This window comes from Aquimarina sp. AU58, from assembly GCF_900312745.1.
GTDB classification, from domain to species: Bacteria; Bacteroidota; Bacteroidia; order Flavobacteriales; family Flavobacteriaceae; genus Aquimarina; species Aquimarina spinulae.
The window spans coordinates 58147-83484 of sequence record NZ_OMPD01000007.1; the positions used below are offsets into that span (position 1 = coordinate 58147).

Here is a 25338-nt window from a genome sequence, read left to right on the forward strand (position 1 = left end):
CGAACTACTAATTAATTAGTTGCAAAACTAAAAGATTAGTAGTAAGTTTGTTTTATAAAATTGATACTATGCAAAAATTAGCCAAAAGAGAAGAACAGATTATGCAAAGTCTGTGGAAATTGGAAAAGGCATTTATAAAAGAGATCATTGAAGAGCTTTCTGACCCTAAACCGCATTATAATACTACTGCTACGATTGTAAAAATTTTAGAAGAAAAAGGATTTATCAGTCATGTAGCCTACGGAAACAGTTTTCAGTATTATCCTCTAGTATCAAAAGATGAGTATCAAAAAGAAGTATTAGGTGAGGTAGTACACAATTATTTTGACAATTCTCCTTTGGCTTTGGTTAAATTCTTTGCTAAGGAAGAAAAGATAAATACCGACGAATTAGAAGAAATAATTCAACTGATAAAAAACAAGAAATAATGGACTATATCATACATAGCTCGGCATTAATAGGATTATCTTATATTATTTATAGATTTTTTCTTTCCAAAGAGACCTTTTACCATTTAAACAGGTGGGTATTGATATCATTAGTTATACTTTCATTTACTTTACCTTTTATTACGGTTCCCGAAAATTTATCATTTAAAAGTGCTCTATTTCAAAAAGTAGAAGCACAACCTTCAAATTCTGTTGTCGCAGACTACAAAATACCAGAAACAACCACAAAAATTGAAAATATATCAACCACCGATACTTCTGGTATCAATACTACTTCGGTTAGTAAATCTTTAGATTGGGGATCAATTCTGCTATACGTATATGTATTAGGTATATTGGTATTTGGTATTCATTTTATCATTCAATTAGGAGTTCTACTATATCGTATTTCTAAATATCCAACCGTAGAAGTTGATGATTATAAAATTGTAGAAACCGATAAAAAACATGCTCCTTACTCGTTTTGGAATCGGATATTTATGAACCCCAGTCAATACAATCCTGATACGTATTTACAAATCCTAAAACACGAACAAGTACATATCAAAGGTAAACATAGTATCGATATGTTATTAGTAGAGTTATTAGTGATGATGCAGTGGTTTAATCCTTTTGCCTGGTTATACCGCAGAGCCATCGATAACAATTTAGAATACCTAACAGACAATAACATGCTTAATATAGGTGAGGACAGAGAAGTTTACCAAATGAACCTTCTAAAAGTCTCCACTCCAAATATGCCAACAGGTTTGGCAACAAGTTACAATCAATCATTTCTCAAAAAACGAATCCTTATGATGAATTCTAAAAAATCAACATCAAAATCAGGGTGGAAATACCTAATCATTATTCCACTACTTGCTATCACCGTATTTTCTTTTAACCCGGTAAAGCCAAATGAAATACTGGTAAATTATGATAAAGAATCTATGGATCCGACTGTAGATTTTAGAAAAGAATCTATATCATCTAGTGCTCAGAACAACTTTACCAAAGGAGTATGGGATGCCGAAGTCGGAGGAGGTAAATTATGCATTATGTATAGAAGTGCAGAGCCTCTTAAACGAAATTTCTGGTCTATGACCAGATGCTATGATCCAATATATTTTAAAGATTTCCCAAGTGGAGATCGACAACAATTTAAAATCACCAAAGATGCCGGAACTATAACTTATGTGGGGCGGTTTGACAACAAAATAGGTGATGGAAGATATGAATTTACTCCTAATGAATCATTTATTAAGTCACTCAAAGCTTATGGTTTACATGTAGACAACAAAGATTTGGTACATTGTTTCCTTACTGGTTTTGACAACAATTACCTTAGTTATTTAAAGCGTGAAAATCTAAAAATAGATCAAGATGATTTTGAAGATATTATTCATAAATCACTTCCGCTTGATAAACTAAAAATGTATAGAAAAGAACTTGCACGATTAGGCTATGAGAATTATACAATGGAAGAGGTAAGTAAGCTTAATTTGTTCGATGTTGATGTTGCCTATATTTCATTCATCAATACATTAAATGATAATAAAACATCTTTAAAAAAGATTACAAAAGCTAAAATCCATAATGTATCTTCTGAATTTGTTACATCATATCGAAATAATGGTTATGGCAACCTGTCTCTTGATGATTATATGAAATTAAAAATTCATGATGTGACTCCAGATTTTATTGAATCGTTTAAAAAGGCCGGACATACAAATATTACTGTACGAGAAGCCAAAAACCTTAAAATTCATAATGTAACTCCGGTTTACATAAATAATTTTAAGAAAGCTGGATATCCTAATATCACTTTACAGGAAGCTAAAAAATTAAAAATTCATGGAGTAACTCCAGAGCTTATAAAGGCATACAAAAAAGCTGGGCAAAAAAATATTTCGTTACAAGAAGCTATAAAGCTAAAGATTCATGATATCACACCAGGTCAGGTAAAAACCGCTAAGAGTTTTTCTTCCTCTAAAAGTAAAAGAGATCAAAATACCTTATCGAGTTCTACCAATAGTCGTGGTGCCTCACAAGATGATCAACAAACGCCAAATGATTTTATTAGACAATTTAAGCAACTTGGTTATGACAATGTACCTATTGATGATATCATTAAATTAAAAATACATAATGTTACACCAGAATTTATTAAAATGTTCAACAAGGCTGGGTACAGTAACATTCCGCTTGATGATGTTGTAGCTTTAAAAATCCATAATGTAACTCCAGATTTTATTGATTCGTTTAAAAAAGCTGGATATAAAAATATCTCTTTAGACGAGGCAAAATCTTTAAAAATACACAACGTATCTCCTAATACTGCTTCAGAATATTTAAAAATAGGGTATTCTAACCTTTCTATAAGTAAGTTAATATCTCTAAAAATTCATAATGTATCTCCAGAATATATTAAAGAGTTTAAAAAGACGCAATTTGGTGATCTTCCTCTAGATGACATCATGAGCTTTAAAATTCACAGGGTTACTCCAGAGTTTGTGCAATCTTTTAAAGATATAGGGTTTAAAAATATAACAGCTGACCAAGCCAAGAGTCTTAAAATCCATAATGTTACACCAGAGTTTATAAAATCCTTAAAAGAACAGGACAAAGATATTTCACTAGAACAAGCCATCAGAATCAAAATTCATTTTTAAATATTTATAGTAAGTCAGCCAAAATTCAATCAATCAAAAAACGGGAATGGTTATTAATTCCATTCCCGTTTTTTCAATGAACCGATAATCAACCATAACATTAAACTATTTCAGGAGTTTTCAATTATTACTAAAACAATAAAAATGAATAGGATGTACTGGGTAGTACTGATAAGCTTCTTGAGCATGTATATGGTTACAGGAAGAGCACAAGAGTCCATAGTTTATCAACCTGAACAAATGCAGGCTGACTTAGAAAAATTTAAAACGGCGCTCATTAAAATTCACCCTGGAACTTATACGCATCAAAACCATGAAGAGTTTAATCAAATGATAAACGATTTGATGTTGCAAACTTTCAAACCAATGGAAGCCAAGATATTTTATAGAATTGTTCTTCAATTGATAGCGAATATACATGATGGACACACACAAGCATATACATTCGGCAAACTCGGAAGTGTTATCAATAATCAAAAAAGACTCCCCTTTCAAGTATATATTAAGGATGAACGCATTTTTATAGTGAAAAATCTTAGCTCTATAGAAATTCCCGAAGGGTCTGAAATCCTATCTATTGATAATAACTTGAGTAATGAGATTATTATTGACATTTTAGCGCATTATTCTTCTGATGGTGAAAGTCAAAGTGGTATGCAACATTGGTTAGGAGGGCCATACAAATCGTTTTACAGACTCTATCCCGAGATATTTGGAGAACAACCTACATATAACCTTGTGTATAGAGACTATAAAACCAAGAAAATTATAAAGACAAAAATTGAAGCAATTTCAAAAGAGGTTTATGAAACTAGAGCATCTAAGAAATATCTGCCAGAAACAGCGCCTGAAAAAGCTTTTAACTTTGAGATAAATAAGGAAAATTATGCTTATCTGAAAATAAACCAGTTTATAAAAGATGGTTACGATGAACCCGAGAATACTTATCCTGATTTTTATAAGCAATGTTTCAAAAAAATTTCTGATAAAAATATTAAGAACTTAATAATCGATTTAAGAAATAACGGAGGTGGAAAAGCTAGTAATGCAGCTTACTTGCTTCAATATTTTATTAACCAACCCATCACTCCGGCAAAAGAGATAGTGACTTTGGTGGATGATAAATACCTTGTAGAAATAACTGGTAATACACTTAATTTGAATGAATCCTTTGGATTAAAGAGAAAAAAAGACGGTACTTTCAAAGTAACAAAACATGAATTATTACGTGATTTGATGAGTTATGATCCAATTGAAGAGTATCGTTATAAAGGAAGGCTGATCGTTCTGATCAATGGTGGTACCACTTCAGCTGCTGGTATTGCTGCTGGCTTACTAAAAGAATATACAAATGCAGACTTAGTTGGAACAGAAACCTATGGATATGCTGGTATTAGTAACGGTGTGCGTCAAATTTCTATCAAAGGGGATCATACCGAAACAGCAATCTATTTACCTTTACTACATGCAGAGTATACTATAGATGAACATATCCAGAAAAGAAGCGTTGTCCCGGATTACAATGTATCAAACTCTATACATAATATTCTAGAGGGGAATGACGCTGTTCTGGAATTTGCATTGAAAAAACTATTACCAAAAATGTAAAAAATTTATTAAAACGGTTTTTAGTAACTTCTTTCTTAACATCTAAAATTGAATATTCATAAATGATACACTAGCCAAAATTCAATCAATCAAAAAACGAGATGGCTCTATGATTATGGTCATAGAGCCATCTTAATTAAAGTGATGAAGGCATTTAAATAATAAATACATTACAGGTTAGATCATTAGTTTCCATAAGCCCAAGTGATAGCCGTTCTATCATCTCTCGACCATCCTGGTGTTGAACTGAATCTCCAATTACATGTATATATAGAGCTTTTCATGACAGAACCACAATTATTGCTTTGATGATAAGCTACGCCATTAGTACCAGGTATATGACCTCCATAAGTTTGATCAGAATGGTGGTAACCTAGATTATGTCCTAATTCATGTATCAGTAACGCCATTGTAGATTCATCACCTGGGTGAGGTTTAGCTGTATTTACTCTCATCCAAGAGCCAACATTTCCTCTACCATCAGGCAACAGTGCTCTCGCCCATGCACCTTCATTAGAATTATACCAAGACCCTACCAAAATATCTGCACTCGATCTATTATACGTTCTACTTATATTAATATTACGACTAGAAACACTCCAATGCCAAGCAGCCCAGGAAAGTGCGTACTCTAAATTTCTTGGATAGTTATTTTCAACATAATATCTAACATCTCTAGAGTTACTGTAGTATACCCCAACTCCACCAAAAAACCATCTGTTTTTTTCCTGAATGCTTCCCTTTTTGGGTGGGTTTGCGTCTCTATTACTTTTTAATGCAAAAGGAATCATCATGTCTCCGTGCATAAAAGCTTCGTCCTCAAAATTTGGTTTAAGATCTTCTTTAGAAAACCCTTTTTCAATCAAATAATCCAAAGTTGCCGTAGCCTCTTTAGATAATGGTCGTTCTTGATTTAAATCTTCCTGATCTAAACCATCATTTTGACAACTGACACATAAAAAAATAGTAGTCAAAAAAATACTGAGTTTGAATTTGTGTGTTAACATAATTATATAGTTTAAAATTATTATTGAAAATTATATAATTATTTAACTTAAAAATTACATTATATTACCATATCTCAATACAAAACTTGCTAATATCTTATTCATAATGTTAAAAAACAATAAAATAAATTTATTAGATATTTTTAACAATACTCATTATAGCAAAATAAAAAATACCTTATACTTTTTATACTCTAGGCAAATCTTCTTCCCCTTTAAGTGGCAGATTAGAACTTCCCATCAAATAGGTATCAATATGATATGCAGCTTGCCTACCTTCTGCAATTGCCCAAACAATTAGAGATTGCCCTCTACGAGTATCACCTGCCGCAAAAACTCCTTTTACATTGGTTGCATAATTTTGTTCACTCGCTTTAATATTGGTTCTTGCATCCATATCTACCCCTAATTGTTCTGCAATAGTAGGCTCTGACCCCGTAAATCCCAAAGCCAACAACGCTAATTCACATTTCCATTCTTTCTCTGTACCCAGAATTTCTTTTAGTGTAAAACGACCATTTTCTTTTACCCATTCTACTTCGGTGGTGATTAAACCTTTTAGATTTCCGTTTTTATCTCCCAAAAACTCCTTGGTAGAGATACTCCAATTACGATCTACTCCTTCTTGATGAGATGAGCTTGTGCGCAAACGCATTGGCCAAAATGGCCAGGGTTGATGCGCAGGACGTTCTATAGTTCCTTTGCCCATAATCTCAAAATTAGTTACAGAAGTTGCTCCCTGACGCACAGAAGTACCAATACAATCTGACCCTGTATCTCCTCCTCCAATTACGATCACATCTTTTTCTGTAGCCAGGATTTCCTCTCCTAAATCTTTTACCCCATCGACTCTTCTATTATTTTGGGGTAAAAAATCCATTGCCTGCACTACTCCACTAAGATTAGCTCCCTTAACTGGTAAATTACGACGAACTGTAGCTCCTGTACATAATACTACAGCATCAAAATCGGCTTTTAACTCATCTGCTTTGATCTCTTTTCCGATATGTGTATTTGTTTTAAAAACAATACCTTCTTTTTCTAAAATAGCGACACGACGATCAATCACATATTTTTCCATCTTAAAATCAGGAATACCATAGCGCAATAGCCCGCCTACTTTTTCATCTCTTTCAAAAACGGTCACCAAATGCCCTACACGGTTTAATTGTTGTGCAGTTGCTAATCCAGAGGGACCAGATCCAATTACAGCTACAGTCTTGCCTGTTCTTTCATTTGGAGGATTAGGTTTAATCCAATCATTTTCAAAAGCTTGCTCTACGATATTTTTTTCTATATTCTCTATAGTTACCGGGTTTTCATTTATACCTAACACACAAGCTTCTTCGCATGGTGCAGGACATAACCTTCCTGTAAACTCAGGGAAATTATTAGTTGAATGCAGAATTTCTGCTGCTTTTTTCCATCTACCACGATACACAGCATCATTAAAGTCAGGAATCAGGTTACCTAACGGGCATCCGCTATGACAAAATGGTATCCCACAATCCATACAACGTGCTCCTTGATTTTTGAGTTTTCCCTCGGGCATTTCCACGGTAAACTCTTTATACCCTTTGATACGATCTTTTACCGGTTCGCATTGTTCTATCTCTCTTTCAAATTCTAAAAATCCAGTTATCTTTCCCATGTTCAATATCGTTTTATACTTGTGCTAGTTTTTCTTCTTTTAATCGCTGTAATGCTTGTTTGTATTCTTCAGGAAAGATTTTGATAAACTTTGGTAATTCACTCCCCCAATTTTCCAAAATTCTTTGCGCCAAAGGACTTAAGGTAGTATTGTAATGATTCTCGATTAGTGTTTTTAACTCTTCAATATCTTTTTTCTCTACCACGGGATCCAGGTTTAGCGCCTCTTTATTGCAATGTGTTTCAAATGTCTTTTTCTCATCATAGATATACGCAATTCCGCCAGACATCCCGGCCCCAAAATTTCTACCTACTTCTCCAAGAATTACTGCAATCCCTCCGGTCATATACTCACATCCATGATCGCCAATGCCTTCAACTACAGCTTTTGCTCCAGAGTTACGTACACAAAATCGTTCTCCTGCTTTACCATTGATATACACTTCTCCTGCTGTTGCCCCATATAGAGTTACATTACCTGTAATCACATTATTTTCGGGAATTATCGTAGCTTCTTCGGGTACTTTGATGATAAGTTTTGCTCCCGAAAGTCCTTTTCCCAGATAATCATTAGTATTCCCATTAACCACCATAGTCAATCCTTTGGTTGCAAACGCTCCGAAGCTTTGTCCGGCTGCTCCTTCAAAGTTTAATTTCAAAGTATTATCAGGTAATCCTTGTGCGCCATATATTTTTGATATTTCATTACTTAAGATAGCGCCTACTGCTCGATCGGTATTACAAATATCAAAATCTAAAGCTGTTTTTTCTTTACGGAAGAGTGCTGGATGTGCTTGTTCTATTATTTCAAAATCTATAGATTTCTCCAAACCATGATCCTGACTTTCGGTATTATAGATATCTACTCCAGAAGGTGTTTCTACTTGATGAAGAATTGGTGTAAGGTCTACCCCTGCAGCTTTATAATGGTCAATTGCTTTTTTATGATTCAACTTACTCACTTGCCCTATCATTTCGTTTATAGTACGAAACCCTAGTTGTGCCATAATCTCTCGCAACTCCTGGGCTACGAAATACATATAGTTTACGACATGTTCTGGTTTTCCTTTAAATTTCTTACGTAGTTCTGGGTTTTGTGTGGCTATACCAACCGGACAGGTATTTAAGTGACATACACGCATCATTACACATCCTGATGCTACCAGAGGCGCTGTTGCAAAACCAAATTCTTCTGCCCCCAAAAGGCACGCTATCGCAACATCCCGACCAGTTTTTAACTGTCCGTCACACTCTAGTACAATACGACTACGCAGGTTATTACCCACCAATGTTTGCTGTGCTTCTGCAATACCAAGTTCCCATGGAAGTCCGGCATGTTTTAACGATGTTAATGGTGATGCTCCGGTACCTCCGTCAAATCCAGAAATTAGCACTACATCTGCCTTTGCTTTAGCCACTCCTGCTGCAACAGTTCCTACACCAACTTCTGACACTAGTTTTACATTTATCCTGGCGTTCCTATTTGCAGATTTTAGATCATAAATTAACTGTGATAAATCTTCGATAGAATAAATATCATGATGTGGTGGTGGTGAAATTAACCCTACATATGGCGTAGAATTACGGGTTTTAGCTATTTCGGGATTTACTTTTGGTCCTGGCAATTGTCCTCCTTCTCCCGGTTTAGCCCCCTGAGCCATTTTTATTTGAATCTCGGCAGCATTCGTTAAATAGTTTGAAGATACTCCGAATCGACCAGAAGCGACTTGCTTAATTGCACTGTTTTTCCAATCACCATTTACATCTTTATAGAAACGAAGTGGATTTTCCCCTCCTTCTCCAGAGTTACTTTTCCCTCCGATACGGTTCATTGCCACAGCAAGGTTTTCATGCGCCTCTTTGCTTATAGACCCATACGACATAGCTCCCGTTTTAAAACGTTTTACAATCTCTGTCCAAGGTTCTACCTCATCTATCGAAATAGGGTCATAATTAGAAAACTCCAACATTCCTCTAATGGTCATCAAAGCTTTTGATTGTTCATTGATTAATTTGGCATATTCTGCGTACGTCTCAGGATCGTTATCCCTAACCGATTTTTGTAGTTTCGCTACTGATAAAGGATTAAACTGATGTTTTTCTCCATTACGTCTCCATCGGTACTGCCCTCCTATCTCTAAGCTTAAATTGGCAGCTACTTCTTGCCCTACATAAGCTCTTTTATGACGTTTGGAGATTTCTTTTTCGATTTCATATAACCCTATTCCTTCTATACGTGTTGCGGTATTAGGGAAGTATTGATCAACGACTTTGGTATGAATACCTATACATTCGAACAGTTGAGAACTTCTATAAGAGTTTAAGGTAGAAATCCCGATTTTATTCATCACTTTCAACACTCCCTTACCTACTGCTTTATTATAGTTATATATGGCGTCTTCAAAAGTGAGTCCCGAAATGTTATCTTCTTTAATTTCTTCTCCTATAATCTCATTTACCATATATGGATTAATGGCACTAGCCCCATACCCAAACAACAAAGCAAAGTGATGTACTTCTCTTGGTTCTGCAGATTCAATAATAGTACTGACTTTGGATCGTTTTCCTAGCTTTTGTAGTCCACTATTAACATAGGAGCATGCTAATAACGCAGGAATTGGCGCTCTGTGTTTACTCACATTTCTATCAGAAAGTATAATAATATTCGTTCCTTCGTCAATAGCTTCTGATACATTTTTGAGCAGTATCGCTAATGCATCTTCAAGACCATTTAATCCTCTATTAATGTTATACAACATCGACACCGAAGTAGATTTAAAACCTTTACCTCTGTAGGTTTTGATTTTATCCAGATCTTCTTTTGATATTACAGGGTTTTGGATTTTTAGTTTATTACAATGCTTCTCATTAATATCAAATATATTATGATCAGACCCCAGAGTTAAACTGATATCGGTAATCAATTCTTCGCGAATACCATCTAATGGTGGATTTGTCACCTGTGCGAATAATTGTTTAAAATAGTTGTAGATCAATTGCGGGCGCTCAGAAAGTATTGCAATTGGTGTATCAGATCCCATAGAACCAATGGGTTCTTTACCTAATTGCCCCATAGGAGAAATAATAGTGTCTATATCTTCTTGAGTATATCCAAATATTTGTTTTCGTTTGGCAACAGTTTCTTCACCTAAAAACAAAGGGCAATCATTATAAGGTATATCTTTTAAATGTACCAGATTATCATCCAACCATTCTCGATAGGGATGTTTTGCTGCGATTTCTTCTTTAATTTCTTCATCATTCACAATTCTACCTTCATCCATATTAACCAAGAACATTTTTCCAGGTTCTAACCTTCCGTGATATTCGATATTATTTGGTTTAATATCTACTACTCCCGTTTCTGAAGACATGATTACATACCCGTCTTTGGTTACACTATAACGAGAGGGTCTTAATCCATTTCTATCTAACACTGCTCCTATATAATTACCGTCTGTAAAAGGAATTGAAGCAGGGCCATCCCATGGCTCCATAGAACAAGAATTATATTCATAAAAGGCTTTCTTAGCCTCAGACATTTCAGGATTTTTCTCCCAGGCTTCTGGCACCATCATCATCATGACTTCTGGCAATGATCTCCCTGTCATTAATAACAATTCTACAACCATATCCATAGAAGCCGAATCTGATTTACCTTTTAATACCACCGGAAGTATTTTTTTGATATCCTCCCCAAACCAATCGCTCTCTAATAACTCTTCTCTAGATCGCATTCTGGTTACATTCCCTCTTAGGGTATTAATCTCACCATTATGACACATATATCGAAAAGGTTGTGCTAGATCCCAGGTTGGGAATGTATTGGTCGAGAAACGTTGATGTACCAAAGCCAATCGAGTGACTACTTTTGGATTCAATAAATCTTTATAATACAACTTAATATCTTCTGGCATCAATAAACCTTTAAATATCAAGGTTTTTGTAGACAAACTAGGTAGATAGAAAAACTTATTTTCTGATAATTTAGATTCATATATAGTATGCTCTGTTACTTTCCGTGCTATAAATAGTTTTAGATTAAAGTCAAAATAATTTTGATCTTCATTTTCTTTACCAATAAATATTTGTTTTATAAATGGCTCTGTTGTTGCTGCAATCTCACCAATATGAATATGATCCACAGGAACATCTCTCCACCCCAATAAAACAAGCCCTTGATCAATAATATTTTGTTCGAAGGTATCTATACAAAACTGTCTTTGATTTTCTTTCTTAGGTAAGAAAACATTACTTACTGCATATTCTCCGGCAGCTGGTAATTTGAAATCACAATGCTCGGTAAAAAAATCATGTGGTATATCAATTAGAATCCCCGCTCCATCTCCTGTCTTTCCATCTGCACTTACAGCGCCTCGATGCTCTAGTTTTTCAAGAATCTCTAATGCTTTATGAATAATGTCGTTTGATTTCTTCCCTTCTAAGCTACAAATGAATCCTGCACCACATGCGTCATGCTCAAATTCTGGTAGATACATTCCTTGTTTCTTCATCATATTTTCTGATCTAAAAGTGTTTCAAGCAGATGAAATTAACAAATCATTAAGTATAGAGAAAGAAAAAAACTGCTTTCGTAATCACTTTTCTGAGCTACATAAAAAAAGCCCCTTCAGAATAAAATAATCACAAAATAAGGGCTTCTAATTATGAATTTGACAATGCGTTTTTAGGTAAAAAAACCTAAATAAATCAAGAATCAGAACCAAATCACATACAACTGATTATCAGTTGATTTTAACGAAAACGTTTTCGATAAAATTTTGAATATCTTAAGTATTAAATCATTATTTTTTTAGTGAAAAAATATTTAACCCTAATTTTATTAGGGTTAAAAAACATAAAATGATAAAAATACACAAAACAACCCCATTTATTTGATAGTATATATTAAAAATATATAGTTTTGAATGTAATTCAATATTAATTTTAACTTTTATTCTTTATGAAGAAAATAGAAGCAATTATCAGGAGATCAAAATACCGGGTTGTAAAAGAGGCCTTACACAATAAAGGTGTTATGTTTTTCTCGTATTGGGATGTAACCGGAGTTGGGCATGAACAAAAAGGAAGTGTCTATAGAGGAATTTCTTATAGTACCACAGATATTCAAAGAAGGTATTTATCTATTGTTGTAAATGATGATTTTGAAGAAGTTGCAATCTCTGCAATTCTAGAAGCTGCAAAAACCGGAGAAGTTGGTGACGGAAAAATCTTTGTTTCCGACATCAAAGAGGCCTATAGAATTCGCACTTCGGAAAAGGGTGGTGAAACATTAAACTAATAGGTCTCACTACTCACAAAAATTAACCAATCAAAAACTAAAAACAATTTTAATAGTAATTAAACTATGGAACTTTTAACCACAAACAATGTATGGATGATGGTGTGTACGGCACTTGTATTTTTCATGCACTTAGGATTTTCTTTTTTAGAAATAGGATTAACTCGTCAAAAAAACACAATTAATATATTATTCAAAAACGTATTTATCATCTGTATAGGTTTATTATTATACTACATCGGTGGTTTTAATCTCATGTATCCAGGATTTGAGGATGGGGACATCGGTTTTTTAAAATTTGGAGGATTTGGTATTTCTGCTCCCGAGAATGGAATGACTCCCGAATATGCCAGTGGAGGGTATACCTGGTGGACAGATTTCTTGTTTCAGGGAATGTTTGCCGCTACCGCTGCTACTATAGTTTCTGGTGCGGTAGCAGAGCGTATTAAGTTAGGAGCATTTATGATATTTACTATACTATATGTAGGTTTAGTATACCCTATAGTAGGTTCCTGGCAATGGGGAAGCGGATTTTTATCTACTTTTAAGATTGGTGAAACTGAAGGGTTTTATGACTTTGCTGGCTCTACACTTGTACACTCTGTTGGTGGATGGGCCGCTATGGTAGCGATTATCTTATTAGGTGCAAGAATAGGTAAATACAGTTCTGAAGGAAAACCACAAGCTATCCCCGGGCACAATATACCTATAGCCGCAGCTGGCGTACTTATTCTTTGGTTAGGGTGGTTTGGTTTTAATGGTGGATCTGTACTCTCTGCAGACCCAGCTAGCACCTCATTGGTATTAGTAACTACCTGCCTTGCAGCAGCAGCAGGTGGTATTGGGGCATTTGTACTTTCTACCGTCTTATATAAAAACTATGATCTTACCATGTTCCTAAATGGTATTCTGGGGGGATTGGTAGGGATAACAGCCGGGGCTGATCTCATGTCCCCAAACGAAGCTGTAATTATTGGTTTGTGTGCAGGTATAATCATTGTACTTGGCGTAGCACTGGTAGATACATTTAAACTAGACGACCCTGTAGGTGCAATAGCCGTTCATTTAATCTGTGGTATCTGGGGAACTATGGCTGTAGGGATTTTTGGGGCGAAAGCTGGATTTGATCAGTTCCTGGTTCAGGGGGTTGGTGTCCTTATTGTAGGAGCTTTTTGTTCAACAACTGCTTTTGTTATCATATTCATACTTAAGAAAACTATAGGAATCCGAGTTTCGGAAAAAGAAGAAATTGACGGATTAGACAATCACGAGCACGGTATGGATGCCTATCCTGATTTTAGAATTAACCAACATTAAAAAACAATAAAGACCCAAACTGTTTTTTTATTAATGAGCTTTCTTATAGTATTTAGGAAGCTCTTTTTTTTAATCTTTCTTTAAAGAAAAGGACAAAATCTTTTGAAATAAATCACTTCGTTTATATGGTTTAGTAATAATCCCATTCATCCCTGATTGATGAACCTTTGTAATCACCCTTTCTAAATCAACGGCTGTTAATGCCATAATAGTAACATCTTTATTAAACTCTCTTATTTTTTGAGTCGTTTCAAAACCATCCTGTTCTGGCATATGAATATCCATAAAAATCACGTCGTAGTCATTTTTTTGTGTTAATAGTACAGCATCAAAACCATTATCTACTGTTGTACATATCGCTCCTGCGCTTTCTAAAATCTTTTTTGTAATCATTAGATTAATCGTATTATCATCCACAACCAACATACTATAACCATCTAGTACGTTAGCATAATCTTTATCATTTACCATTGGTATGTTTGTATTCTCTAGGTTTCGTTCCATTTCAATCTCAAAAGAAAACGAAGTTCCCTTACCTTCTTCAGATTCTACAACTATAGAAGATTTATACAAATCTTCTATAAACCTTTTTACGATATACAACCCTAACCCAGAGCCTCCTTTGTGTTTATCTATATGATGTATCCCTTTAAATCCGTCAAATACATCTGATATCAATTCTTTTTTAATTCCAATCCCATCATCTTTTACTGTAAAACGAAGTCTGGTCATATTTTCGAAACTTGCAATTTGCGTAAGTTCTATCCAGATATTTCCGTCTGTAGTAAATTTAATGGCATTAGAAATAAGGTTGATAAAAATCTGAGAAAGCTTTAAACGGTCATCCAGAACATTTGTTTCTACATCATCTGCTATATTGATATGTAATTTTGTATTACTCTTACGCAATTGATATGAAAACGAATTACAAATATTCATTAGCATTTCATCTAAGGAAAAAGCATCTTTATTTAACCTCACATTCCCCAGGCGAAACTTAGAATATTCTAAAGCATTATTTACCAATCCTGATAAATGATTATTCGAAAATTTTAATGTACTTAAAAATTCTTTCCTTTGTTTTTGATTCTTTGTATTTTCTATGATTTCTACCAATCCTTGTATCGTATAAATAGGCGTTCTTAATTCATGGCTCATTATAGAAAAAAATTGATTGCGTTCTTCATCAACAGTTAATAACTCGGCATTTTTTTCTTTCAATTCTTCATTAATTCTATGCTTATGATTGTTAGACCTGTATACATAGACACTAAAAATAATTGCCAACAACAACAAAAACCCTGTCAAAAAACTGATCTGAAAATAACTTTTTTGAATCTGAATATTTTTCTCATTGATAATAGAAAGTTGCTCGATATCTTTTTTATTCTTGGCTATTTCATAAATAAAAATATCAGCGTTAGAAGCACGTCTTTTCAGTTTTTTAATATAAGACTCCTGATATTTATTTGATAATACCTGGTAATAAGACACCGAGTCCATGTTTTTATCATACTCATAAAAATAGCGTGCTTTGTATTGTTGTATCAATCTTAAATACTCATCCCGTTCTCTTTGTACAAAAAAGAGAGAATCTCTTTCTATTTCATTTAGCAACCGATACGATTTCTGATAATCTATACCTTTTTCCATTAATGCCATTGCGAAATATATCTTTAGTTCGTTTCTCACAACATCATTAATGACATGTATACTTTCCTTTGACATCTTTGTAAAATCATAATCATCAAGATCGGATAGTACCTTTCTGGAAATGGAAATCACCTGCTTAAAGTTACTTCTATTCATTTCGCTTATGATATAATCAAGGTGATGGAAAAATATAATACCATTGTCACTCTTCTCATTATAATCAAGATACTTCTGATATAGACTATCTAACTCTTTATACCTATTTGTTTCTCTAAACAATCTTAATATAAATACTTTAATCTTGGATTCATAAGAATTACCTGGTATCCTTTTTGAAATTTCCTTAGCTTTAAATATGTAATTTGCTGCTGCATTCGGTTTTCCCGAAGTCATAAAAATCAGTCCGTAGTTATAATTATAGGACAACAAAAACTCATCATCAGGTTCTGATTTCTTATGATTAAAAATTGTATCTAAAAAAATTCTGGCCTCGACAATGCTATCATTCCTTATCAAACGATAAATGGTATTGTCAATTTCTAAAGTTGATTTTTCAATCTTTTCTTTTTTTTGAGCAACACTACAAATACTCCAAAAAATTAACAGAATAACTACATTTATTTTAAAAATTTTCACACACATACCCCATATTATCAAAAAAACCACTACAACAATATAAAACAATATCTTCTTATTTCTATATTATTTTACGGTTTTCCAGTACAAAAACAACATTTTTTTTATCATTCACCCTCAAGAGTTTACGCTATTCTGTTACTTTTAAGGGTATTACCATTGCTGAAGAGTAAAAAAAATCATAAAAAAAAGCCTGAATAAATATTCAGGCAATCTATTGATACAATTACTAAGTACGGTATTCTAATTACTTCATATTAGCAATTATTTAATGATTTGCATAGATAATGGATATGAAGGTTCTTCTCCATTATTTGCTTTTATAGCATTAATGATAGGAAATATAAAACATAATAGTGCAATAAGAGCTAACCCTAATAATCCCAGTCCAAATAATAATATTAAAGGAACACATACGATTGCATAAATAAACATACTTATCTGAAAATTCATAATTGATTTTCCATGCTCATCCATAGCCGAAACTCTTTCTCTCTGGGTTAACCATAATATTAAGGGTACTATAAATCCTCCAAATCCTGTGATAAGGTCTAATAATTGTGATAAATGGGTAATAACTAGTAATGATCTGTCCTGTCTCATGATTTATACGTTTTTGGTTGATGATTGATGAAATTGCTAAAAATATTAGCATTCTATACTTATATGACGATAAAAATAGCAATTTGTTACAGTATATGTACAAAATATGTATTGTACCTATTACTAAAATTAAAGAGGTTTTCATGAAGAAAAACCTAGATATTAGCAGTTTAAAATCTAGTGTCTATATTTTTTTCTTTTAAAATAGCATAATTTATTACTATTTTAGAAAACTTTTAATTCGCCTAAAATTTTATCTCAATGCGATTATTTATATTGATATTCATAATATCTTTCTTCCAATCTTATGGTCAACTTATTATTGAAGAAGTTGCTCCACCAAAGGAAAAGGAAAAAGAAATTAAAAGCATTACAATTAATCTTATAGCATCAAAAAAAATACCCACAGATATTAATCAATATCAAATAATAAGAGTTAGTGGGTATGAGCATTTAAGTGATGTTGATTTTAAACTTCTTCTACATGATTCTCTTGAGAGCTTAACTATTTTGGGGTTTGGAGTTAAAGCTACAACGAACTCTCTTCCTCCTGCTTTAGGTCAAGCTACTAATCTTAAACGGTTAAAAATCAGAGGTAGAAAATTTAAAAAAATACCTAAAGAAATTGAAAATCTTAAAAAGCTAGAATCGTTACATATCGATAGTTCTCATTTCCTTGAAACTCTACCAAAAGAAATTTGTCAATTAAAAAGTTTAAAATCTCTACATGTAGGTTCTTTTGCTTTAAAAAGTATTCCTGAGGAAATCGGAAATTTATCAAATCTGGAGTCACTTATACTGGATCCTGTTTCGCTAACAAATGATTTAATAGCATTACCAGAAAGTATCAAGAACTTAAAAAAACTTAAAAAACTCAAAGTTTACTCTGGTGAACTGAATTCGATTCCTGAAGGGTTATCTGAATTAACAGCTCTTGTTGATTTAAATTTATATGGTAAATTCAGTAAGCTTCCCACTAATTTATCTAATTTGACAAACCTTAATACCCTCCGTATTCGCAGTCCACAATTGATAGGTGTATTTCCTGGAATAGATAAACTTAAAAAGCTAAAAAAACTTGATTTTTCCTTATCGGGTATGAAAAATAACCAATTGGACATTTCTGGTATGTCGAACTTGTCATCTATACTTATTTATCTTTATACAGATGAATCCATTAGTTTTAAAGCTAATACATCTGAAAAACTTACTAAGCTATTTATTTCTGGCAATAAATTAAAATCTATAGAAGGTTTAGATAACTTGGCAAATATCACTCATTTATCTATAGAGTACACTAGCATAAAAGATGTTCCTGCTTCAATATTTAAACTTAAAAACCTGAAATATCTCAGGATTTCCAACTCTCAAATTAAAGTATTTCCTAAAAACCTGGAGAACAATAAAGAGTTAAAAGAAATTGACCTTAATACTAACAAAATTTCTGGTAAAATCCCTTTGACTCTTTTAAAATTACCAAATTTAAAAACAGTTATAATTAATCGTGGAAATGAAGAAATATCTAATCTGAAAGAAATAAAGGAAAAGGCAAAGTTTAAGATTTATTAAAAAATTATGTAGAAACTTAAGTTCAATAAGTTTTATAACCACCATAACCAGTTCTATTTTTTTCACAATGATTTGCTTAAATATAGCATTAACAATGTATATGATTGAAAAATGGAGATTTGTTACAATAATACATTAACACCATATATTTTAACTAAAAAAACACCTCGACACGAAGCCGAGGTGTTTACTAATTACTAAATTTAATGTCTTCTATGTAAGATGTTAATTCACGATTAGTTTCTTGGTAGCAGATTCCCCGGTACTACTATCAAATTTAATTAGATAAATCCCTCTACCCAATGATAGGTTTCGGGCCGAAATTGTATTGATACCTGGTTGTATACTTATTCGAGCTTTTTTACTCCCCAGAATCGTATAAATGGTTGCAGTTACATTTCCTTTTATATATTGACTTAAATGTAATGAAAAGACATCTTTTGCAGGGTTTGGCTTGATACTTAATCCTGCAAGATCACCTTCATTCTCGTCTCCCAGAATTGGTGAAACTGATTCTAACTGAGCTATTAAACTTTCTGAAGTTGCTGATCGCCCACAAGAACCTTCGTATATTTTCACATTACTAAAAATAGAGGTATTACCACTACCTGCATCATTATCATTTATAAAAACCAGTCTATCCATACTACCAGTATAGAAATTCCCTACCGGAATGACATACTTTTTTGTACCGCTAGCATAATTATCAAAGTTAGTTACTCCATAATTTTGAGTACCATGAACTTTAAAATACCTGGTAGAGGTTAGTGTATTATCATTTTCAAAACCAACTCCATGAATTTCTCCTTCAGAAGTACTGCTAAAATCAAATTCTATTACTGTATTAGCAGTTACTGTATAATTCATGGCAATATATTTCCACGTATTATTTTGTAAAGAAAGTGCAGCTCCCCCGTTTTGGATTGAGAAATTACCTGCAGTATCCTGATTAGAGAATGCTGTGATTGTAAAATCATTAAAATCTAAAGCTGTACATACGGGAGGTGTTACCGTACCATTAGATATATTTAGAGCATCGATAGTAATATCTCCTTGCCAACTGCTTCCTGTCACAACATTTAACCTTAGCTGTACGCTTGCATTACCGGCATATGCAGAGAGATCTATATCTGCAGCATTCCAATCTGTCCCTTGCGCTCCTGTTTTGGTAAACACACTTGACCAGCTTCCTGTATTATTTGTTCTGGCTTCGACAGTTAATGTTCCCACTGCACTACCTATCATATGGTATTGAAAACTTAGTTTAGGAGTTGTAAGGCTTGTAAAATTCAAACAAGGTGAATTTAAGATTGCTCTTTTAGAAGGGAATCCTGTTCCATTTCCAGATGCTTCTACATATATATACGAACTACCATCTACAGCGCTACTTGGTCCGGTACCACTAGAAGGGGTACCATTAGAATTTACGGTCCAGTCTAAATCATCTCCACCGACTTGTTTCCAAGCTCCTATATTACCTTCAAAACTTTCGCTGTAAGGGAAAGAAGCAATATCACCTGTACATTCATCGGTTGGTGGGTTTCCATCAAGTCCCATAGCATCCCAAAAATCGGGTATAGTTGCTCTTTCTCCAAAGTTAGAACCTCCCGATCCCGAGCATCCACCATAGGCATGAACACCTACCGCATTTCCTGTTGCGGCATCTATTATCGGACTTCCAGAATTTCCTCCTGTCGTATCTGTTCTATATCTCACAAACGTATTATCAACAGATGATAATGGTCCTGTATGAGTTTGCTGTGTTTGATTATCAATACCAGTATCTGTACCAAATCCCGTTATGGTTATATTATTTCCAGGAGCACTTTGCACTACATTAAATGATTTACCCTGTGCCTGTATAGGCGTTTGACCTGTTTGCGAATTGGCACTTGCAGTAAATACAGCCCAATCGGTCTCGGGTCTCCCTCTTACAAAGTTAGTTACAAAATTACCTATTGGATACTGATCCTCTGGCCCAGGATGTACAATGGTACGATCCGGATTAGATTTAGGTACATTAAATTCTATAAGTTCTGCTCTGGTTCCTACGCAATGCCCAGCAGTAACTAATTTACCATTAGTAATAATCCAACCCGTACAACCGATAGGTACAATTCGTCCGATCGCATCATCAGTAGAATCGACTCTATCATCAGTCGAGCCACATTGGGATTTTGATCCCGGATCATTTTCACCAACTCCTACTTCATGAATAGTAAAACCAATAGCCGCTTCTCCTGGTGCTACGGTTAGTTGTAGTGTTATTTTATCACCATTAAAATAAGCTGTGCTATTCTTCCACTCTTTGATAGTCTTTGATGTTAATGTTTGGGTAGCTCCGTCTAATGCAGATGTAATGGTTAGTGTACTCTTATTTCCAAGGTTTACATCTTTAAGAAATAAACGCAACCATGTAGCTCCTTTTTCTGATATGGTTTCTGTAACAATTTGCGAACTATTTTTACTTTGATTGCCATCAGGTTTTATCTCCATATCATATTTCGTATAATGTCGTGGCAGCTCATCCTGTGCAAAATTGATATAAGGTATCAACATAAAAATGATGCATAACAGCATACATACTCGATGTATAGGATACCTGTAAATGTGAAATGAGTTTGTGTTGTTTGAGTTCATAAGAATAAGATTAAAAAAATTATTAGATTAGACATTAAATTTAGTTAGTACAAAAACTCTTGCAGCACCTTTAGTTGCTACAAAATTGTATTCCACTAACTGGTCATCTAATTTTTTAATTAATCAAAAACCAGCGGTTTTTTTCCTATTCTTTTTTTCCGAAGGAAATAAGTTGGTTAATACTGAAGTATTTCTTCTTCTTCCTGCTACAAGATAGAAAAGAAAATCAACTCCTCAAAAAAGTTTGGCAATCAAAATTTAAAATACATGTATTAATACTTATTTTTGCTTTTTATAGATAAATTATATGATCGCACAAGATACCATAGTAGCATTAGCAACCCCTTCAGGAGCCGGGGCTATAGCGGTCATTCGCGTCTCTGGAAAAGAAGCTATTACGATCTGTTCCCCTTTATTTAGATCTGTGAGTAGAAAAGAGTTAAGTGCTCAAAAAAGTCATACTATCCACCTGGGACATATTGTTGACGAAAACAGAATGCTTGATGAAGTTTTGATATCAATTTTTAAAGGTACTAATTCGTATACTGGGGAGCCCACTATAGAGATTTCTTGTCACGGTTCTGTATATATCCAACAAGAAATTATTCAATTATTATTACGGAAAGGATGTAGAATGGCTAATGCCGGAGAGTTCACACTACGAGCATTTATTAATGGAAAACTAGATCTATCTCAAGCCGAAGCAGTAGCCGATCTTATTGCGTCTGATTCTGAAGCTTCTCATCAAATCGCAATGCAACAAATGCGAGGTGGTTTTTCTAATGAGATTCAAAAACTGAGAGATGAACTCCTTAATTTTGCTTCTTTGATAGAACTAGAGTTAGATTTTGCCGAAGAAGATGTAGAATTTGCAGATCGCACTCAATTTAAAGATCTAATTACCAGAATTACAAACGTATTAAAACGTCTTATTGATTCTTTTGCAGTTGGCAATGTTATCAAAAATGGGATTCCTGTAGCTATTGTCGGGGAGCCTAATGTTGGAAAATCTACGTTGCTTAATGCATTACTAAACGAAGAAAGAGCTATCGTGTCTGATATTGCAGGAACGACTCGTGATACTATAGAAGATGAAATTAATATTGGTGGAATCGGTTTTAGATTTATAGACACTGCCGGGATACGAGAAACCAAAGATGTAGTAGAAAGTATCGGTATCCAAAAGACATTTGAAAAAATTGAACAAGCACAGGTAGTTATCTATTTGGTAGATAGTTCTCTATTGACTGTTGATCGTATTCAAGAATTAAAAACAGAAATAGGAAAGATAAAAAACAAGTACCCGCAAAAACCGCTAATTATTGTTGCTAATAAAGTAGACAAACTTGATGATAATCAAATTTCTACTCTGACATCCAAAGTTGAAAATATCCACCTGCTTTCTGCAAAACAAAATACTGGTGTTGAAGCATTGCAAGCTAAACTTCTTGAGTTTGTAAACACTGGTTCTTTACGCAATAACGAGACTATTGTTACCAATTCTCGTCACTATGATGCCTTATTAAAAGCTTTAGAAGAAATACAGAAAGTACAATATGGATTAGATACCGGGCTTTCTGGAGATCTAATGGCTATAGATATTCGCCAGGCGTTATATCATTTTGGTGAAATTACAGGAGAAATTACCAGTGATGACTTACTGGGAAATATCTTTGCTAATTTCTGTATCGGCAAATAGATTTTCTTTTGTCAGACTTTTATAAAATAAAGTAGAAATGGAATTCTTCCCGTTTGAACCTTCAGAAGCATTATAACTAAGTTGGGAAGGACTTTGCTTACTACAGATAATTAGCAAAAGGTAAAAAACAACAGTAAAATACAATTTTTGTAGCTTGATAATTTTATCTTTAAGGGTAGCTTTTGAAAAATATGATAGTCAAATTATTAATAGCAATCATAAGTGGTATTGGACTTGGAATAAGTTTGTTCTTTGGAATTTATTTACTTAGACTTAAAAAAGTCCAGAGCACAATATTAGGAATATTACTTATTGTGCTAACGTTAAGGATTACCAAATCTGTTTTTTATAATTATATAGAGCTTCCTGTTTTTATTAAGAATCTAGGCTTGGCAGCCAATTTAGCAGTAGGCCCTTTACTATATATCTACGGACGTTCACTCTTCATAAAAACAAAGATTCAATTGAAGTCAATACTATTTCATTTTATCCCTAGTTCTATTTATGTAGTTTTTTGTAATGATATCCCTAATGAAATTAATAGTATTTTTTGGAAATTGAGTTATAGTTTCATCTTAGTACATTCATTTTCTTATGTAATAGCAAGTTTGTTTATCTCTCAGAAACGACAAATTACGGTTAACAAAAAAGTGAGAGAATGGTATATTCTATTGGTTTTAGCTCTTTGTCTAGTATGGATAGTTTATACTTTAATATTTATTAAGTTAATTCCTATCTATTCTGCTGGTGTAGTTGCATTCTCAATTCTAATGTTTATCATCCTGTTTTTAGCTTTTGACAGAAAAGGAATATTTAATAATAACTATAAAGAAAAATATCTTAATTCTAATATTACTGAAGAAGATGGTAAATTGCAGCTAAACCGGATAAGAAAATTAATAGAAGAAGAACATCTTTATTTAGATCCTAATTTAAAATTAGCATCTTTATCTTCCAGACTTAATTTATCTCCTAGAGATATTTCTATGGTAATAAATAAACACGCCAACAAGAATTTTTCAAGTTTCATTAATGAATATAGAATAAAAAAAGCAAAGGAGTTCTTAAGTACCAGTCATCCGGATACAAAAATTTTAGCTATTGCGTTAGATTCAGGTTTCAACAGTCTTTCTTCTTTTAATGTAGCATTCAAGTCATTTACAAAATCTACACCATCTGAATATCGATTAAAAAGTATTACCCGAATAGTTTCTTAATATTTAATATTAAATCTCTATTGGATTCATGAATTCGATAGACAGTATGCCAAATTTTTAGTTGATTTAGAAAAAACTTTAAAATTATGGGTACAATAAATAGAAGACAATGGTTAAAAAATTCTTTGGTAACATCTGCAGGTTTAAGCCTATTTCCCCTGAATGCTTTTTCTGAAAATAACGGAGATCATTATAGAAAAGACTACAATACTAACAAAAGTGATGTAAGAAGATTACTTTACAATGAAAACCATCTTGGCCCGAGTAAAAATGTAGAACATATAATTAAGGAAGTTATATTTCGTAGCAATCGATACTCTACTTTTTATGAATATGATGCAAAAGCCTTAAAACAATTGATAGCAAAGCAAGAGGGATTGAAGCCCGAGAATGTGCTACTGGGTCATGGATCTTTTGAACCGTTAATATGGGCTGCAACTCATTTTGGAAGTAAAGGAGAACAAATAATTGTTCCCAGCCCAACATTTGATGTAGTTGGACTTTTTGCCAGAAAGATTGAGGCAAAAGTCACACCAGTTGAAGTAGATTCAGATTTCAAAATGAATTTGACAGAAATGGAATCCAGAATTAGTTCTAAAACAAGTCTTTTAACTCTCTGCAATCCCAATAACCCTACAGGGACTGCCATAGAAACCGAAAGATTAAAATCGTTTTGCAGGCTTGTATCAGATAAGACCACCGTACTTGTCGATGAGGCATATATTCATTTTATGAATTCCTGGCGAAACAAATCAATGGCACCTCTCATTGCAGAAGGAAAAAATATTCTTGTTACTCGTACTTTCTCTAAGATATACGGTTTAGCCGGTTTACGAATTGGTTTTATGTTAGGGCCAGAATCACTTATAGCAGAAATGGAGAAAAAATTCACTTTAGGGTTTCCGGGTAATATGCCTAATTCACTTAGTGTTGCATCTGCAATTACTTCACTAAAAGATGATGCCTTCTTAGAAACATCAAAGAATAACAATATAGAAATACGAAATGCATTTTACGATGAACTTGAAAAACTTGGCTTCAATTACATTCGCAGTGAAGCTAACTTCGTCTATTTTGATGTTAAAAACTTTAAAGCTTACAAAGAGCTTATGTTGAAAAACAAAATTTTACTTGCCGGGGGTTGGCCAACGAAATCGAATTGGGCACGAGTAACTATGGGGTCTGAGGATGACATAAGTTTCTTATTTGATAAAATGAAAGGAAAGAAATGGTTATAACCATTTCTTTCCTTTCTGATTTTACTTTTTTAGACAGTACCTAATATACTTGTTCTCAATATTTCTAATAATTCTAACCCAAATAACATCTCATTAGTA

General features: G+C 33.4%; 15 protein-coding genes. 9 read left to right on the top strand and 6 right to left on the bottom strand.

The genetic code is table 11. The annotated features are described in order from the left end of the window. Window positions 1-68: 68 nt before the first annotated feature. The 3 genes from DK441_RS02860 to DK441_RS02870 all read left to right on the top strand — a co-directional run bounded on the left by DK441_RS02860 (window position 69) and on the right by DK441_RS02870 (window position 4708). Entirely contained in the window at window positions 69-428 is a 360-nt protein-coding gene (locus tag DK441_RS02860; protein ID WP_025664254.1) for a BlaI/MecI/CopY family transcriptional regulator, read from the top strand. Next, complete coding sequence (locus DK441_RS02865; protein ID WP_109097392.1) at window positions 428-3100, top strand: M56 family metallopeptidase; 2673 nt, start codon at window positions 428-430, stop codon at window positions 3098-3100. Before DK441_RS02860 ends, DK441_RS02865 begins: the two co-directional genes overlap by 1 nt. 144 nt (window positions 3101-3244) lie before the next feature. Further along, the gene (locus tag DK441_RS02870) at window positions 3245-4708 is read left to right on the top strand and encodes a S41 family peptidase (RefSeq protein WP_109097393.1); all 1464 of its coding nucleotides are present in this window, start codon (window positions 3245-3247) and stop codon (window positions 4706-4708) included. A gap of 185 nt (window positions 4709-4893) precedes the next feature. On the opposite strand, the gene DK441_RS02875 is transcribed toward DK441_RS02870, so the two are convergent. The 3 genes from DK441_RS02875 to gltB all read right to left on the bottom strand — a co-directional run bounded on the left by DK441_RS02875 (window position 4894) and on the right by gltB (window position 11882). After that, the gene (locus DK441_RS02875) at window positions 4894-5715 is read right to left on the bottom strand and encodes a hypothetical protein (RefSeq protein WP_025664250.1); all 822 of its coding nucleotides are present in this window, start codon (window positions 5713-5715) and stop codon (window positions 4894-4896) included. Window positions 5716-5902: 187 nt separating this feature from the next. After that, window positions 5903-7366 (bottom strand): glutamate synthase subunit beta, encoded by a 1464-nt coding sequence (locus DK441_RS02880; protein ID WP_109097394.1) that lies wholly within the window; start codon window positions 7364-7366, stop codon window positions 5903-5905. Between the two features lie 13 nt (window positions 7367-7379). After that, window positions 7380-11882 carry a glutamate synthase large subunit gene (gene gltB, locus DK441_RS02885; RefSeq protein ID WP_235015696.1) on the bottom strand — a complete coding sequence of 1501 codons (4503 nt, stop codon included), beginning with the start codon at window positions 11880-11882 and terminating at the stop codon, window positions 7380-7382. A gap of 446 nt (window positions 11883-12328) precedes the next feature. Here gltB and DK441_RS02890 point away from each other — a divergent pair, with 446 nt between their 5' ends. Continuing rightward, window positions 12329-12667, top strand: a complete 339-nt coding sequence (locus DK441_RS02890; protein WP_025664247.1) for a P-II family nitrogen regulator — start codon at window positions 12329-12331, stop codon at window positions 12665-12667. Window positions 12668-12733: 66 nt separating this feature from the next. After that, a complete protein-coding gene (locus DK441_RS02895) occupies window positions 12734-13984 on the top strand; it encodes an ammonium transporter (RefSeq protein ID WP_109097396.1) in 1251 nt (416 codons plus the stop codon). A 69-nt stretch (window positions 13985-14053) separates the two neighbouring features. Here DK441_RS02895 and DK441_RS02900 read toward each other — a convergent pair whose 3' ends face one another. After that, the gene (locus DK441_RS02900) at window positions 14054-16273 is read right to left on the bottom strand and encodes an ATP-binding protein (RefSeq protein ID WP_160111932.1); all 2220 of its coding nucleotides are present in this window, start codon (window positions 16271-16273) and stop codon (window positions 14054-14056) included. Window positions 16274-16537: 264 nt separating this feature from the next. Next, entirely contained in the window at window positions 16538-16876 is a 339-nt protein-coding gene (locus DK441_RS02905; RefSeq protein WP_025664244.1) for a DUF4870 domain-containing protein, read from the bottom strand. Between the two features lie 261 nt (window positions 16877-17137). Between DK441_RS02905 and DK441_RS02915 the strand changes: the two genes are divergently transcribed. Then, window positions 17138-18445: a leucine-rich repeat domain-containing protein gene (locus tag DK441_RS02915; RefSeq protein WP_109097399.1), complete on the top strand. Its 1308-nt coding sequence runs from the start codon at window positions 17138-17140 to the stop codon at window positions 18443-18445. A 225-nt stretch (window positions 18446-18670) separates the two neighbouring features. Here DK441_RS02915 and DK441_RS02920 read toward each other — a convergent pair whose 3' ends face one another. Then, the gene (locus tag DK441_RS02920) at window positions 18671-20941 is read right to left on the bottom strand and encodes a trypsin-like peptidase domain-containing protein (protein ID WP_160111933.1); all 2271 of its coding nucleotides are present in this window, start codon (window positions 20939-20941) and stop codon (window positions 18671-18673) included. 451 nt (window positions 20942-21392) lie between these two features. Here DK441_RS02920 and mnmE point away from each other — a divergent pair, with 451 nt between their 5' ends. The 3 genes from mnmE to DK441_RS02935 all read left to right on the top strand — a co-directional run bounded on the left by mnmE (window position 21393) and on the right by DK441_RS02935 (window position 25239). Then, window positions 21393-22784 (top strand): tRNA uridine-5-carboxymethylaminomethyl(34) synthesis GTPase MnmE, encoded by a 1392-nt coding sequence (gene mnmE / locus DK441_RS02925; protein WP_109097401.1) that lies wholly within the window; start codon window positions 21393-21395, stop codon window positions 22782-22784. A gap of 191 nt (window positions 22785-22975) precedes the next feature. Next, complete coding sequence (locus tag DK441_RS02930; protein ID WP_109097402.1) at window positions 22976-24001, top strand: AraC family transcriptional regulator; 1026 nt, start codon at window positions 22976-22978, stop codon at window positions 23999-24001. A gap of 86 nt (window positions 24002-24087) precedes the next feature. Continuing rightward, entirely contained in the window at window positions 24088-25239 is a 1152-nt protein-coding gene (locus DK441_RS02935; protein ID WP_109097403.1) for a histidinol-phosphate transaminase, read from the top strand. Window positions 25240-25338 lie beyond the last annotated feature (99 nt).